Source organism: Sphingopyxis sp. LC363 (assembly GCF_000756385.1).
GTDB lineage: Bacteria > Pseudomonadota > Alphaproteobacteria > Sphingomonadales > Sphingomonadaceae > Sphingopyxis.
The window spans coordinates 57,518-70,448 of record NZ_JNFC01000013.1 but is presented as its reverse complement, the minus strand read 5'-3'; the positions used below and the strand labels follow the sequence as shown (position 1 = coordinate 70,448).

The 12,931-nt window shown below is 67.7% G+C and carries 20 protein-coding genes; 9 read left to right on the top strand and 11 right to left on the bottom strand.

Annotation, left to right across the window (positions count from 1 at the left end):
- Window positions 1-213 precede the first annotated feature (213 nt).
- Window positions 214-1,983, top strand: coding sequence for a tetratricopeptide repeat protein (locus FG95_RS06930; protein ID WP_037554884.1), 1,770 nt, complete (start codon window positions 214-216; stop codon window positions 1,981-1,983).
- Between the two features lie 7 nt (window positions 1,984-1,990).
- On the opposite strand, the gene FG95_RS06925 is transcribed toward FG95_RS06930, so the two are convergent.
- Entirely contained in the window at window positions 1,991-2,332 is a 342-nt protein-coding gene (locus FG95_RS06925; protein ID WP_052182168.1) for a helix-turn-helix domain-containing protein, read from the bottom strand.
- Window positions 2,333-2,498: 166 nt separating this feature from the next.
- On the opposite strand from FG95_RS06925, the gene FG95_RS06920 reads away from it, so the two are divergent.
- Window positions 2,499-3,134 carry a GNAT family N-acetyltransferase gene (locus FG95_RS06920; protein ID WP_037554883.1) on the top strand — a complete coding sequence of 212 codons (636 nt, stop codon included), beginning with the start codon at window positions 2,499-2,501 and terminating at the stop codon, window positions 3,132-3,134.
- Between the two features lie 213 nt (window positions 3,135-3,347).
- On the opposite strand, the gene FG95_RS06915 is transcribed toward FG95_RS06920, so the two are convergent.
- From FG95_RS06915 to FG95_RS06900, 4 genes are all read right to left on the bottom strand, one after another.
- Entirely contained in the window at window positions 3,348-3,623 is a 276-nt protein-coding gene (locus tag FG95_RS06915) for a hypothetical protein (RefSeq protein ID WP_037554882.1), read from the bottom strand.
- A 116-nt stretch (window positions 3,624-3,739) separates the two neighbouring features.
- Window positions 3,740-3,946, bottom strand: coding sequence for a hypothetical protein (locus FG95_RS06910; RefSeq protein ID WP_081933052.1), 207 nt, complete (start codon window positions 3,944-3,946; stop codon window positions 3,740-3,742).
- A gap of 100 nt (window positions 3,947-4,046) precedes the next feature.
- Complete coding sequence (sciP, locus tag FG95_RS06905; protein WP_037554894.1) at window positions 4,047-4,346, bottom strand: CtrA inhibitor SciP; 300 nt, start codon at window positions 4,344-4,346, stop codon at window positions 4,047-4,049.
- Window positions 4,347-4,348: 2 nt separating this feature from the next.
- Entirely contained in the window at window positions 4,349-4,729 is a 381-nt protein-coding gene (locus FG95_RS06900) for a hypothetical protein (RefSeq protein ID WP_037554881.1), read from the bottom strand.
- 132 nt (window positions 4,730-4,861) lie between these two features.
- On the opposite strand from FG95_RS06900, the gene mnmA reads away from it, so the two are divergent.
- The 6 genes from mnmA to FG95_RS06875 all read left to right on the top strand — a co-directional run bounded on the left by mnmA (window position 4,862) and on the right by FG95_RS06875 (window position 8,856).
- Window positions 4,862-6,010: a tRNA 2-thiouridine(34) synthase MnmA gene (gene mnmA / locus FG95_RS06895; RefSeq protein WP_081933051.1), complete on the top strand. Its 1,149-nt coding sequence runs from the start codon at window positions 4,862-4,864 to the stop codon at window positions 6,008-6,010.
- A 51-nt stretch (window positions 6,011-6,061) separates the two neighbouring features.
- On the top strand, window positions 6,062-6,487 hold the full coding sequence (locus FG95_RS06890; protein WP_235211485.1) for a hypothetical protein: 426 nt from the start codon (window positions 6,062-6,064) through the stop codon (window positions 6,485-6,487).
- A 456-nt stretch (window positions 6,488-6,943) separates the two neighbouring features.
- Window positions 6,944-7,081: a hypothetical protein gene (locus FG95_RS20910; RefSeq protein ID WP_200880165.1), complete on the top strand. Its 138-nt coding sequence runs from the start codon at window positions 6,944-6,946 to the stop codon at window positions 7,079-7,081.
- Window positions 7,082-7,113: 32 nt separating this feature from the next.
- Complete coding sequence (locus FG95_RS06885; protein WP_037554879.1) at window positions 7,114-7,806, top strand: DsbA family oxidoreductase; 693 nt, start codon at window positions 7,114-7,116, stop codon at window positions 7,804-7,806.
- A 54-nt stretch (window positions 7,807-7,860) separates the two neighbouring features.
- On the top strand, window positions 7,861-8,172 hold the full coding sequence (locus tag FG95_RS06880; protein WP_037554878.1) for a hypothetical protein: 312 nt from the start codon (window positions 7,861-7,863) through the stop codon (window positions 8,170-8,172).
- Window positions 8,173-8,280: 108 nt separating this feature from the next.
- A complete protein-coding gene (locus FG95_RS06875; RefSeq protein ID WP_152567595.1) occupies window positions 8,281-8,856 on the top strand; it encodes a thermonuclease family protein in 576 nt (191 codons plus the stop codon).
- On the opposite strand, the gene FG95_RS06870 is transcribed toward FG95_RS06875, so the two are convergent.
- Both FG95_RS06870 and FG95_RS06865 read right to left on the bottom strand, forming a co-directional pair.
- The gene (locus FG95_RS06870; RefSeq protein ID WP_037554877.1) at window positions 8,853-9,476 is read right to left on the bottom strand and encodes a hypothetical protein; all 624 of its coding nucleotides are present in this window, start codon (window positions 9,474-9,476) and stop codon (window positions 8,853-8,855) included. The genes FG95_RS06875 and FG95_RS06870 overlap by 4 nt on opposite strands.
- 5 nt (window positions 9,477-9,481) lie before the next feature.
- Entirely contained in the window at window positions 9,482-10,219 is a 738-nt protein-coding gene (locus FG95_RS06865) for a hypothetical protein (protein ID WP_037554876.1), read from the bottom strand.
- A gap of 138 nt (window positions 10,220-10,357) precedes the next feature.
- Here FG95_RS06865 and FG95_RS06860 point away from each other — a divergent pair, with 138 nt between their 5' ends.
- On the top strand, window positions 10,358-10,597 hold the full coding sequence (locus FG95_RS06860; RefSeq protein WP_037554875.1) for a DUF2171 domain-containing protein: 240 nt from the start codon (window positions 10,358-10,360) through the stop codon (window positions 10,595-10,597).
- Window positions 10,598-10,917: 320 nt separating this feature from the next.
- Here the strand turns inward: FG95_RS06860 and FG95_RS06855 are convergent, their stop codons facing one another.
- The 4 genes from FG95_RS06855 to FG95_RS06840 form a co-directional block, all read right to left on the bottom strand.
- A complete protein-coding gene (locus FG95_RS06855) occupies window positions 10,918-11,415 on the bottom strand; it encodes a hypothetical protein (protein WP_152567594.1) in 498 nt (165 codons plus the stop codon).
- Window positions 11,416-11,607: 192 nt separating this feature from the next.
- A complete protein-coding gene (locus tag FG95_RS20905) occupies window positions 11,608-11,763 on the bottom strand; it encodes a hypothetical protein (RefSeq protein ID WP_200880164.1) in 156 nt (51 codons plus the stop codon).
- Between the two features lie 107 nt (window positions 11,764-11,870).
- Entirely contained in the window at window positions 11,871-12,053 is a 183-nt protein-coding gene (locus tag FG95_RS06850) for a hypothetical protein (RefSeq protein WP_037554873.1), read from the bottom strand.
- Window positions 12,054-12,331: 278 nt separating this feature from the next.
- Window positions 12,332-12,886, bottom strand: coding sequence for a DUF4440 domain-containing protein (locus FG95_RS06840; protein WP_037554871.1), 555 nt, complete (start codon window positions 12,884-12,886; stop codon window positions 12,332-12,334).
- Window positions 12,887-12,931 lie beyond the last annotated feature (45 nt).

The window sequence follows — 12,931 nt, the reverse complement described above, 5'->3', positions numbered from 1 at the left end:
GGATTGCCTGCGGCATGGCTCGGCTCCTTGGTTCATGGATTTCCATAAGCGAACCATATAGGAATAATGTAGGAAAGCGGTTTTTCACGTGCGGCCGGCGGGCGCCTGTCGGGATCGGGCGTGCGGTGGGGAAAAACCCGGGGTTTGGGCGCTCCGGCTTTCGTGGTAAGAAACGCGTGCTGCTTCGGTTCGCCTTGGGGAAGGGGAATTGTCATGCGTCATCATTTCCGGATCGCGGCGGCCGTCGGCGTGGGGCTGTCGGCCGCGAGTTTCACGCCGCCCGCGGGCTTTTCGGCGGCGGCGCTCGACGCGCTCGACCCGAGCCGGCTCGCGAGCCTGTCGTGCGGCGCGCGGCGCGCGGGGTCGATGCTGGCGAACGAGCTGCTGATCGCGGCGGCGGTCGCGGCGCCGGCGAGCGCGGGGCGGACGATCCCGCTCTATCCCGATCTTGCGAAATCGCGCTTTCCGGTGTCGACGCGCGACGACCGGGCGCGGCGCTATTTCAGCCAGGGTCTGCTGATGAGCTATGGCTTCAACCATGCGGGTGCGGTGCGGTCGTTCCGCGAGGCTCAGCGCGCCGACCCCGGATGCGCGATGTGCTGGTGGGGCGAGGCGGCGGCGCTGGGGCCGAACATCAACGCGCCGATGGACGAGCGCGACCGGGATGCGGCGCTGGGTGCGATGGAGCGCGCGATGGCGCTGCGCGCGGGCGCGACGCCGATCGAGCGCGCGCTGATCGAGGCGGTGGCGCGGCGCTATTCGCGCGACGCGGGGCAGGACCGCGCGGCGCTCGACGCCGCCTATGCCGATGCGATGCTCGATGTCGCGCGGCGCTTTCCGGGCGACGACGATGTCGCGGTGCTCGCGGCCGAGGCGGCAATGAACACGACGCCGTGGAATTATTGGGAAGCCGACGCGAAGACGCCGGTCGGGCGGAGCGGGGAGGCGGTGCGGCTGGTCGAGGGGGTGCTCGCGCGCAATCCCGACCATGTGCAGGCGAACCACCTCTATATCCACCTCGTCGAATCGACCGACCCGGCGCGCGCCGAGGCGGCGGCCGACCGGCTGGCGAACCCGCTGGCGCCGAGCGCGGCGCATCTTGTGCATATGCCGGGGCATATCTTTCAGCGGCGCGGGCGGCATGCCGATTCGATCCGCGTCAATGTCGCGGCGGCGCGGGCGGACGAGGCCTATATCCGCGATGCGGGCGATCAGGGGCTCGTGCGCTACGGCTATTATCCGCACAATGTCCATTTCATCGTGACCTCGGCGCAGATGGCGGGCGACCTTCGCACCGCGATCGAGGAGGCGCGGCGGCTGCGCAGCCTGCTCGATCCCGACACGTCGGCGTCGATCGCGTGGATCCAGTCGATCGACGCGGCGCCTTATTTTGCGATGGCGCAGTTCGCCGAGCCGAAGGCGATCCTCGCGATGCCCGCGCCCGACGCGCGGCTGCCCTATCCGAGCGCGATGCGCCATTATGCGCGCGCCACCGCCCTTGCGCGGCTGCGCGATCGCAAGGGGTTCGAGGGCGAACTGGCGGCGATGGCGAAGCTCAGGACATCGGACGCGTTCCAGGTGATGGTCGATCAGGGGGTGCCGGGACCAGATCTGGTGCTGCTCGCCGAAACGGTTGCGCGCGGGCGCTTCGCCGCGGCAGAGGGGCGTCACGACGCGGCGGCAGGCTTCTACCGCGAAGCGATCGGGATCGAGGCCAAGCTGCCCTATCAGGAGCCGCCCTACTGGTATTTCCCGGTGAAACAGTCGCTGGGCGCCGCGCTGTTCGAGCAGCGCCGCTATGCCGAAGCGAGCGAGGCGTTCCGCGGCGCGCTGACGCAGATGCCGAACAATGGCTGGGCGCTCTATGGGCTTCAGCGCAGCGAGGCGATGCAGGGCAAAAGGCTCGAGGCGGCGGCGGCGGGCAAGGCCTTGTCGAAGGCGTGGCTCGGCGACCGGCGCTGGCTGCGCATGGATCGGCTGTAGAGACGGTCTACATCTCGATGGTGATCCGCACCTTCGACGGGGTGGTGCCCGCGGCATGGGCGATTTCGGCGCGCATCCGGCCGACGAGGTCGGCGAGATGGTCGCCGCCGGGCGCGCTGTCGCGGCTCAGCAGCTCGGCCGGCGAGGTTCCGAGGAGGTCGGCGAGCGCCTGAAGCCGCGCGAGCCGCGGGCGTGAGCGACCCTGTTCCCAATAGCAGATCGAGGTGACGGTGACGCCGAGCCGGTCGGCGAGATCGGTCTTGCTCAGCCCCCGGCTTCGGCGCAGCCGCGCGAGGCGGTCGCCGAGCACTTCGTAAGACGGGTTGATGTCCGGGTGGGCGGGGATCACGGGGGCGCAACCTTTCCGACTTCGAGGTGCAACATTAGCAAAGTTAAGCATTGTTCGGCTTTCAACATTTCACTGATCCAGGCCGGAGAAATTGCTGAGGGTTTGGCGGTGCAACGATTGCCGCGATGCCTTGCATTGCCTATCGTCGGAGCATCGGGAGACTGCGATGACCGGTACGGACGGGCAGCGTATGGCGAAAATCCAGCCGCGGATCGAGGATGTCGCGGTGCATAGCGCGCTCAACGACGGCACCGCGGTGTGCCTGCGCACGATCACCCCCGACGACGCGCCGCTGATTCGCGACGGCATCGCCAAATTGTCGGCGGAATCGCGCTATCTTCGCTTTTTCTCGCCCGCGCCGGTGCTGCCCGATGCGGTGGTACGCAAACTCGCCGATGTTGACGGCCACGACCATATCGCATGGGGCGCGATCTGCAGCGAATGCCCCGGGCGCCCGCCGATCGGCGCGGTGCATGCGGTGCGACACCGGGCGGGCGGTCCGGTGGGCGAATTTTCGATCGCGGTCCTCGACGAATTTCAGGGACAGGGGCTCGCGCGGATGATGACCGCGGCGCTGCTCGTCCACTGCCGCGCCGAAGGACTCGGCACGCTCGACGTCCATATGCTGTCGGAAAATGCCGCAGCGCGGCGGCTGGTCAAATCGCTCGGCGCGGCATGGGCGGGCGAGACGGCGGGGGTCGCCGACTATAAGCTCGACGTCGCGGCGGCGATCGATGCGCTGCGCGCCGACGCCGGCGCGCCGGGGGTGCAGGACGTGCTACGCGCGCTCGAAGGGGAATAGTCCCTCCCGCCGCCCCGGGTCGCTTGGGGTGGCGGGAGGGTGGTCCGTTAGCGGTCGCTGAAAGCGTGTGCCCGTCCCGAACCCGTCATTAACCCTATTTGCGGAACGCCGGCGTGACGCCGATCACAGTGCGCACCGAAAATGCGGCGCGCAAAACAAAGGGCGCCGGAATCGACCGGCGCCCTTCGCCCTGCCCTTTAGGGAAGGCAGCCCTTATTTCGTCTGCGTGTCGCCGACGCCGCTTTCGGACGGGGCGATTTCGCCGTTGTCGTCCATCGCGTTGGCCTTTTCTTCGCCCATTTCCTCGACGACATCAGCCTTGTTTTCCATGGCTTCCTTCGCGGCGCCTTCGGGCATCGCGTCGGCCTGATCGTCGATCGCTTCGGCCTGAGCTTCAGCCTGATCCTCGACCTTGTCGGCCTGCGGGCTCTGGCAGGCGCCGAGTGCGAGGGCCGAGGTGGCGGCGAGGGTGATGAACATCTTGCGCATATTGAGTGACTCCCAAAGTTGACTCGGGGGCTTAACGCGGGATGAACAATTGGGTTGCAACAAAATCGTCATCACATTGGAATCGCGCCGATTTTCTTTTATACGCAGGTGCCGCGTCAGCCGTCCGACTTGACCTTCACCCACACCTGGACCGTCGCGGCGAACTTGCCCGGCGCGGGCGGCGTGACGTCGATGCGCTCGGCGGTGACGAGCTCGCCGGTCGCGAGATTGAAGCTGGCCCAAGGCTTGGGCATGCGGCCGAAGCTCATCTTCTGGATCGGCTGGCCGGAGGCGATGTTCATGATCGTAGCGGTGATACCCATGGCGCGCCGCTAGCGGGATGCCCCCACCGCTGTCCAGCCGCAGGCAAAAAAAGAGGGCGCCCGAAGCGCCCTCTTCATGCCTGGTCCGGTCCCGCGGCCCTTAAAAGCGCTGTTGGCGCTCGTAGAGGTCGCGGTAGTGCTGGATGCGCGTGACGCGCAATCCGGGCATGCCGCTGCGGTCGATCGACCGTTGCCAGCCGGCAAATTCCTCGAGGGTCAGCCCATAGCGTTCGCACGCTTCGTCGACGGACAGGAGCCCGCCGTTGACGGCCGCGACGACTTCCGCCTTGCGGCGAACGACCCAGCGGGTCGTCGTCGACGGGGGCAGCGAGTCCAGCGTCAGCGGTTCGCCCAAGGGGCCGATGACCTGTGCGGGACGGATTTTCTGATTCTCGATCATGCTCATTCCATATTTGCAACGTCGGAGGGGGGTGTGTCCGACGCTTCATGCTCTAAATCAGAGGGATTCAACATCGATTGAAATCCTCTGGTAAACAGGCCGTTCATAGTTTCGGGCAGGGCGTTCGCATCGTAGGACAGATCGAAGAAGCGAACGACGGGAGGAGCCTTTTGTTCCGTCGAACCGCGTTCGCCGCACAGAATGCTTCGAAGGGCGTTAAGCTTTGCCGCATGGCGATCGCGCTGCGCCTGCGCCCGCAACTGGCGCACCGTCGGCAGCATCGCCTGGCGCGCGCTGGAGACGGCCAATATGATGTCGAAGCCGGGCTTCGACAGTCGGGCCGCGCCGGCGATGCGCGGAAGATCGGACGGAACGAGGTTCATGCGACTCGTCTAGCCCACAGGAGCTAAGGTCCAGTAAATGCCCGTTTCAGCACCCGTTAGCGAAGCTTAACCCCCGTCAATATCTTGACAGGCACGGCGGAAAAGCTGGCATTTTTCTCTTCCTATCCCTAGATGGCGCCAACCATGATCGAGACGATTTCCTCCCCCGCCGGGCTCGCCCAGGCCGATTTTCAGCTGCCGATGCCGCTGAAAGACAGGCGAATCGTCGTCGCGATGTCGGGCGGAGTCGACTCGAGCGTCGTCGCCGCGCTCGCCGCGCGGTCGGGCGCCGAGGTCATCGGCGTGACGCTGCAGCTCTACGATCATGGCGCGAAGGCGAAGCGCGTCGGTGCCTGCTGCGCGGGGCAGGACATTCGCGACGCGCGGGCGGTGGCCGACCGGCTGGGCTTCGCGCACCATGTCTATGATCATGAAAGCCGCTTTCGCGATACGGTGATCGACCAGTTCGCCGACGAATATCTAGCCGGCCGGACGCCGATCCCGTGCGTGCGCTGCAACATGGGGGTGAAGTTCACCGACCTGTTTCGCCTGGCAAAGGATCTGGGCGCCGATTGCCTTGCGACCGGCCATTATGTCCGGCGCGTGATGGGGCCTGCGGGCGCCGAGCTTCACCGCGCGGTCGACCCGGCGCGCGACCAGAGCTATTTCCTGTTCGCGACGACGCAGGACCAGCTCGACTTCCTGCGCTTTCCCCTGGGCGGCCTCGAAAAGAGCGTGGTGCGCGAGATCGCGCGCGAGCTGGGGCTCGGCGTCGCGGGCAAGCCCGACAGCCAGGACATCTGCTTCGTCCCCGACGGCGACTATGCGACGCTGGTGAAGAAGCTGCGTCCCGAGGCCGACGATCGGGGCGACATCGTCCATGTCGACGGCAGCGTGCTCGGCGCGCACAAGGGGCTCATTCATTATACCGTCGGCCAGCGGCGCGGGATCGAGATCGGCGGGCAGGCCGAGCCGCTTTACGTCGTGCGCCTCGATGCGGAGAAGAAGGAGGTCGTCGTCGGGCCGCGGCGCGCGCTTGGCGTTTCGGGTGCGCGGCTGGGCGAGGCGAACTGGCTCGCCGCGGTCGAAGGCCGCGACGTTCTGGCGAAGGTGCGCAGCATGGCGAAGCCGGTGCCGGCGAAGGTCGCGGACGACCGGCTGATCTTTGCCGAAGCCGAATATGGTGTCGCGCCGGGGCAGGCGGCGGTGCTGTACGATGCCGCCGACACTTCGCGCGTGCTGGGCGGCGGCTGGATCGAAGAGACGTTCGCGGCGGAATAGATTGAACTTTCTTCCCCGATGCCGCAGCTTGCCGGCAAACAGGGGAGAAATATGATGGTCAATATGGTCTTGCGCGGCGCCGTTCTGCTCTGGGCGGCTTTCTTTGCCATCGTCGGCGCGCGCGGGCTGTTGGACCCCGCGAGCTATACCGAGACCTTCGGCTTTACGATCAGCGGCGTCGCGATCAACACGCTGCGCGCCGATCTGTCGTCCTTTTTTCTCGTCTCGGCGGGCACGGCGGCGCTCGGCGCATTGGTCCCGGCGTGGGTGCGTGCGTTGCTGGTGCCCGCGGCGCTTTACGGCACCGCGCTCGCCGGACGGTTGATCGGCGTCGCGATGGGCGACCCGACCAATTTCGGCATCGTGCAGGGCATGATCGTCGAGGCATTGTCGGTACTGCTGATGATCGGCAGCTGGTGGGTGCTGTCGCGGCCGGCGGTAGCGCCGGTCGATGGGGCGGCGGACACGGGATATTAGTTTCTCGGGTGGCGGCTTTGGGCCGGAAGCAGCCATTTAATCCTCCCTGCGGCGAAGCCGTGGGGAGGGGGAGTGCAGGGTCGTCCAGTCCCCCGGACTGGACTTGGATTGCCGGGGGCAATCCAACCCTACACTCCGCCGCAGGCGGTGGTGGAGGGCGACGACGGTAGCGCCATCGGCCCCTTCGTCAGCGCTTCGCGCTGCCACCTCCCCATGCCTTCGGCATAGGGAGGATATTTCTTTCCTCGTCATCCCGGACTTGATCCGGGATCCATTCTCGCAGCGTTGAGTGGATCCCGGATCCGGGATGACGAATATTGGAAAACGGCAGCTCCCCACCCCAATACCGACGCGCTGATATCGGCGGATTTCGGGCGTTGCTTGTCTTTTTAACCATTATGTGAGCTACTGCGCGCCGGGTCGCTTCTGTTTTCCTTTGTGGTGGGGAGGAAGCATATGACAAGCGATGGGGACAAGAGGTCGAGCAGGGACCGGCGGGCGAGCGACCGCCGCGTCGCCGACGACCCCGATTTCAAGGGACCGGATCGTCGCAAGGGCGACCGGCGAACGGGCAAGGATCGTCGCTCCGACTGAGTGCGACGGCGCGCGCGGACAGGAGAAGAATTTTGACCGAACCGTGCGTGCCGCGCCTCAGCGTCGATATCGTGTCCGACGTGATGTGTCCGTGGTGCATCATCGGCTGGCTGAAATTCCGCAAGGTGATGGACCATTTTGCGGGCCGGCTGGATTTCCGCGTCCAGTGGCATCCGTTCGAACTCAATCCCGACATGCCCCCCGAAGGCGAGGATGCGGCAGCGCATGTGATGCGCAAATATGGCATCAGCGCCGAGCAGAGCCGCGCCAATACGGGACGGCTCGCAGGCATCGCGGGGGAGCTGGGTTTCGCTTTCAACCGTGGCCCGGCTTTCCGGATGCGCAACAGTTTCGACGCGCACCGCCTGCTGACCTGGGCGGGGGCGATCGAGGAACCCGAGCAGGACGGCCCTACGGGGGTGCAGACCGCGCTGAAGCTCGCCTTGTTCAAGGCGCATTTTAGCGACAATCGCGATGTCGGCGACGTGCAGGTGCTCGCCGATGTCGCGGTATCGGTCGGGCTCGACCGCGACCGGGCGGCGGCGATCCTCGGCTCGGGCGAGTTCGGCGAAATGGTGCGCACCGAGGAAGCCTATTGGGCGGACCGGAATATCACCGGCGTGCCCGCCTTCATCCTCGGCGGCCGGATGCTGGTTCCCGGCGCGCAGGATCCCGAGATGTTCATCCGCGTGATCGAGAATAAGATACTGGCCGCAGCGGCCTGAGGAACGGTGGCCGGGCGCCGCGCGTTTTCAGGCTACCCCTGAAAGGAGCCGGCTATGATCGACGATCCCCGCAAACCCGAAAACGACGCCCCCGAGGCGCGCAACCGCGAGCAGGACGATGAGGCGGCGCAGGCGCAGAGCGTCGCGGAGGCGGCGCGGCGCGAGGCGCGGCTCGAGGACAGCGACAAGAAGCCGAGCGGCGATGCCAGCGACGATGTGCAGGATCTGGTCGACCATATGCGCCAGATGGAGCGGTCGGGCCGCATCGACATGGACGCCTATCGCGGCGAGCGCAGCGACGATGACGAGGATGACGAGCTGGGCCCCGGCGGGGTCGAGGACGGCGAACCGCGCGGCGCGCCCTGAGATTGCGACCGAAGCGACGCCATAGCGGGCCTGATTCGGCCGGTTGCTCTGCATAGCGGAGCGGCCTCGTCAGGATTTCGCTAAGCTTCTGGCCCTAGGGTCGCGGGCATGGCGGGACCCGATTTTCACTATCCAAGGCGCGGCGCGACGCGCCGGCGCGGACCGGCGCGCGGGCGGCGACGCCATGTCGGATCGAATCTGTGGCTGACACCGATGATGGCGGTGGCCTTCGTCGCGGTGCTTGCCACCTTCCAGCGCTTCCCGGCCGGTTCGGATGCGATGCCCGCTCCCGTCGCCGCATTCTTCGCGGCGGAAGGAGCAGGGACGCGCGACGCGTTGTCGGCGCGCTTCGGCTTTTGCCACAGCGGTGGCGGGCGCGACTGCGTCGTCGACGGCGATACTTTCTGGTTCGCGGGCGAGAAATATCGCGTCGCCGACATCGACACGCCCGAAACGCATCCCGCACGCTGCGCCGAAGAAGCGGCGCTCGGCGAGGCGGCGACCGGGCGGCTCCGCGACTGGCTGAACGCCGGATCGTTCAGCCCCGAAAGTGCGGGGCGCGACACCGATCGTTATGGGCGCAAGCTGCGTATCGTCACGCGCGGCGGAACGAGCGTCGGGTCGGCACTCGTCGCCGAAGGGCTGGCGCGGCCGTGGGAGGGTTCGCGGCGCCCTTGGTGCTAATCCTCGCCGGGGGTTCCCCACAGCGCCTCGTGCACCGTGCCGCGGCCGAGCGACGGTTTGAAGATGAAGGCGAAAAGATAGATGCCGAGCGCGAGGCTGATAACGGCCAGCCCCGCGACCGGATGGACGACGAGCCCGATGATCGCTCCCGTCGCGGCCGAGAGCGAGAGCAGGGTCAGTCGTTGGTGCGCCTTGAGGTCGTGGCTGCGCCGGTCGGTCGCGCGGCCGATAATCGACAGTGCGACGCGCGCGATCGGCGGCAGCGCGAAGGCGAGCGCCATCCACAGCCAGTGATCGCTATCGTTGCCTGCGTCGAACAGGCGGCCGACGAGCCCGGTCGGCGCGCCGCCGAACACCCCGATCGCCGCCATGATCGCCGCCATCGCGAGCGTTTCGGCCAGGTCGACCGCGGCCTCGGGCGCGCCATAGCGCCGCACGCCGTCGGCTCCGGGGAAGGCCGCAATCGCGCCTTCGCCATATTGCGCGCCGAAATAGAGGAGCATCAGCAGCGCCGCCCAGACGTGCAGCGCGTCGGGAAAGGGGGCGGTGAGCGAGCCGTAAAGAAAGCTGCCGAGGAAGGCGGGGTAGATCAGGCTGTAGACATAGGTCGGCAGCCGCATCGGGGTCAGGCTTCGGGGCCGGAAGGGTCGGACTCGGGCGCCCCGTCGTCGGTGTCGGCAGCGGCGTCGGCCGCGCTTTCCGCCGCCGCGTCGTCGGGCGGCAGCAGCGCATCCCTGAGCGGCGCGTTCGGGCCTTCGAGCTGGCGGCCGATGTCGGCGGCGATCAGCTGCGCGACGGGATCGTCGTTGATCGCGGCGAGTTCTTCGTGGCGCGCGGCCAGCGCGGCGGCGCGCTCCTCCTCGGGCAGCTTCGCGACCGCGACATAGAAGCGCACTGCCTGCAGCCATGGTGCGTCGTCGGTCAGCACATCCTCCGCCCAGCGGCTGAACGGCCCGCCCGACACCTGCCACTCACCGTCCTGCCGGTCGAGGAAGAAGAGCACGCGCGACCCGCGCGGGAAGATGTAGCGGACGCAGGCGCCGGCGAGGCTCTGCGGATGCGCCTCTTCGAGCTCATAGGGATTGCTGAGCCGGGCGGCAGCGTCGGTCGCGATCATCGCGGGGAGGGCGATGGGCGCCGAGGGCATCGCGCCCTTGAGCGCCTCGACGGGCTCGATCGCGATCATCTGTTGCCCGGCGTCGTCGGAATCGCCGGCGGTCACGGTGCCGAGCAGGATCAGGTCGGCGCGTTCGACGAGTTCCATATTGGTCGGCACGCGATAACCCGCCGCGACCGAGCAGGCGTATGCGCTCAGCGGCGCGGCGGCGAGCGCGAGGGCGGCGGCGGAGAGGAGCGAGCGCATCGGCAAAGGCTAGCGTTGTCGAAGCCGGTTGGGAAGCCGGCGCGGCTTTCGGGCGTCCCGTCCTGGCCTATGGAGCCGACTCGCTTTCCATGCGTATCATCGCCAGGCTCCCTCCCCGGAGCGGCAAGGAGAATGACCATGGCAGAGCATGACCATAGCGCGATCAAGGAAGACATGACCGTCGTCGGCGCCGACGGCGTCCACATCGGCACGGTCGACCATCTCGAAGGCGAACGCATCAAGCTGACCAAGGCCGACAGCGGCGACGGCAAGCACCATTACCTGCCCGCGGGACTGGTCGCCGCGGTCGAGGGCGACACGGTGCGTCTGTCGGCGAACGCCGCCAATGCGGTTGACCTGTTCGAAGAGGCCGAATAGCCGATCCTGCGAACAACAGAGGGCCGGGCGCGCAATCGGGCGCGCCGGCACCGAACTGGCCTGCCCTCTCCCCTGGGGCGGGCCATTTTCATATGCCGGGCGGCTCGGCTTGGTGATCAGCGCCGGACCTAGGTTTTTCGGGGAGGGGTTTTCCGGGGAGCTGAAACGGCGAAAGGGAGCCGGCATTCCGGCTCCCTCCCCGATCGCGGACGCGATGCGGTTTCTCAAATCCGTGTCTGGCGGGGAGCCAGGTGCACCCGGCTCCCCCAGCGCGCGGCAACATCTCTCCGTTCGGGAGGTCGCCGCGGCTTGTCCGGATATCAGCGCGATTCGACCTCGGCGGTCGTGCGCGCCTGAATCTCGGCGCTCGACAGCTTGGTGACGAGGCCGTGGGTGGCGCCCACTGCGCCATGATAGATCTCGGCGAGCGGTACATTGTAGAGCTTGCCACCGCGGACGACGACCGCCACGTCGCCCTCGACGCTTTGCACCGTGCCGACGCTGCTGCCGTCGGTGCCGTAAAGCTCGGCGCCGGCGCGCACCTGTTCGCGCGTCGCGAGGGTGAGGTTCGCGGCATCGACGCTTTTCTGGACGGCGCCGTCGACCTGATCAACGGTCTCGCCGACGGGATCGGCCGTGTCCTGAATCGCGGCGTTGCCATTGAGGCCGACCTTTCCGACGAGGTTGACGTTGGCCACGCCGTCGCTGCCCACAGCGGGAGCAGTCGAAGCGGCTTGCGCGAGCGCGGGGGTTGCGGCGAGAAGGGCGGGGGCGGTTGCCAGAAGGGCCAGCGCGCCAAGAGCGGGGGGCTTGCGCATCTCTCTCTCCATGATCTGGTCGGCATCGTCGCCGCCCCCGGGGGGGGTGAGGGGCGGCGACGATGCCTTCGCACGAGAAACCGGCGCGAACTCCGTCCGTTGCATCGCGCGGCGCCCGGATGCGACGGACGGCCGCATCCGGGCGACGAATGGCGGCGACGAGTGGCTGGGGCTGGGGCTGGGGCCCCGACTCTAGTGCGCGCGCGGACGCGGCGGGGCGGCGATCAGCTTGTTGAGCGTCGCGATGCGGCGGCGCGCCTGGGTCCAGTCGCGCTCGGGATGCGCCTGAATCTGGTCGAGGAGGCTCCTCACCTCCTTGCGGCGGTCGCCTTCGGTTACGGCCTGCATGGGCTTTCTCCTTTCGAGTCGCAGTATAGCATCGTCTAAGCGAAGCAGTGGGCGCTTCGCCGTGCGGCCGGGGCGGTTAACCCCGGCGGAGGGCGGCGCGCGCGGGCTCAGGCCGCACCGCCCTCCGCCTCCCGCGCCTTCTGGTCGCGGTCTTCCTGTTCGCGGCGGATGCGCGTCGCTTCCTCGGTGCGCCGTTCCTCGGCGCGGCTGCGGCGGTTGTTGAGCATCGCCCAGGCGAGCACGACGGCGAGCAGGATCGGCCCGACGATCGTGATGAGGGTCCATTCCATAATGGGTCTCCTGTGTCCCCCTCGCTACCGGGTCAACGGGCGGCGAAGGCAAAGGCTGCGTTGCCGAAGGGCGAAGGGCGTGCGGGCCGAAAAATCGCAAAGGTCGCCCACGCCGCGCATGCGCCAAAGATCGCAAACATCGCGCGCAGTGCGATGTTTCATCGGGTCGAGGGCAGAGAATTCAGCATGTCAAAGAGCCAGCGCGCGAGGCTGGCACGCGGCGGCAATGTAGGAAAGGGGGCGCCGGTCCTATTTCGCACCGGCGGGCGTCGCGGGCGTCAGGGCGGGGCCGCCTCCGCGCCCCGCGGCGGATAGGGCGCGGCGGGGGCGTGGTCGTAGCTCAGGCTTTCGGACAGGCGGAAGCGGCCCTCGGCGGGGATCCATTGCCAGACATTCATATATTTGGCGCCGCCCACGAGCGTCCAGCGCGGCGCGCGCGGCGTCCATTCGAAAAAGACATGCGCGCCCTCCTCGAGCGCGCCCCAGTCGCCCATCGGGCGGACGATGCGCGATCCGGGGACGAGCTGGCGGCGGTTCTTGTAGCCTTCGTCCGCGCCGCCCGGCCGGCGCCGCGCGCATTGCCGTTCGAACCCCGCGACCATGTCGGCGCGGTCCTTCGCCGACAGCCCGCCGCGATCGTGGATCATGCGATAATCGGGGGTGAGCAGGTCGGTCAGCGCCGGCGGCGTGCAACCCTCGAACGCCGCCCAGAAGAGGCGCGCGTCGTTTTCGGCGATCGCGGCGGTCAGCGCGTCGCCCGTCGGCATCGGGGCGGGCGCGGAGGGAGACACGGGCGCCGCGAGCGCGGCGGCGAGGAAAAGCGCGAAGGACATGGCAGCAGGCTCCATAGTGTATTGCCATGATAATACGGTATCGAG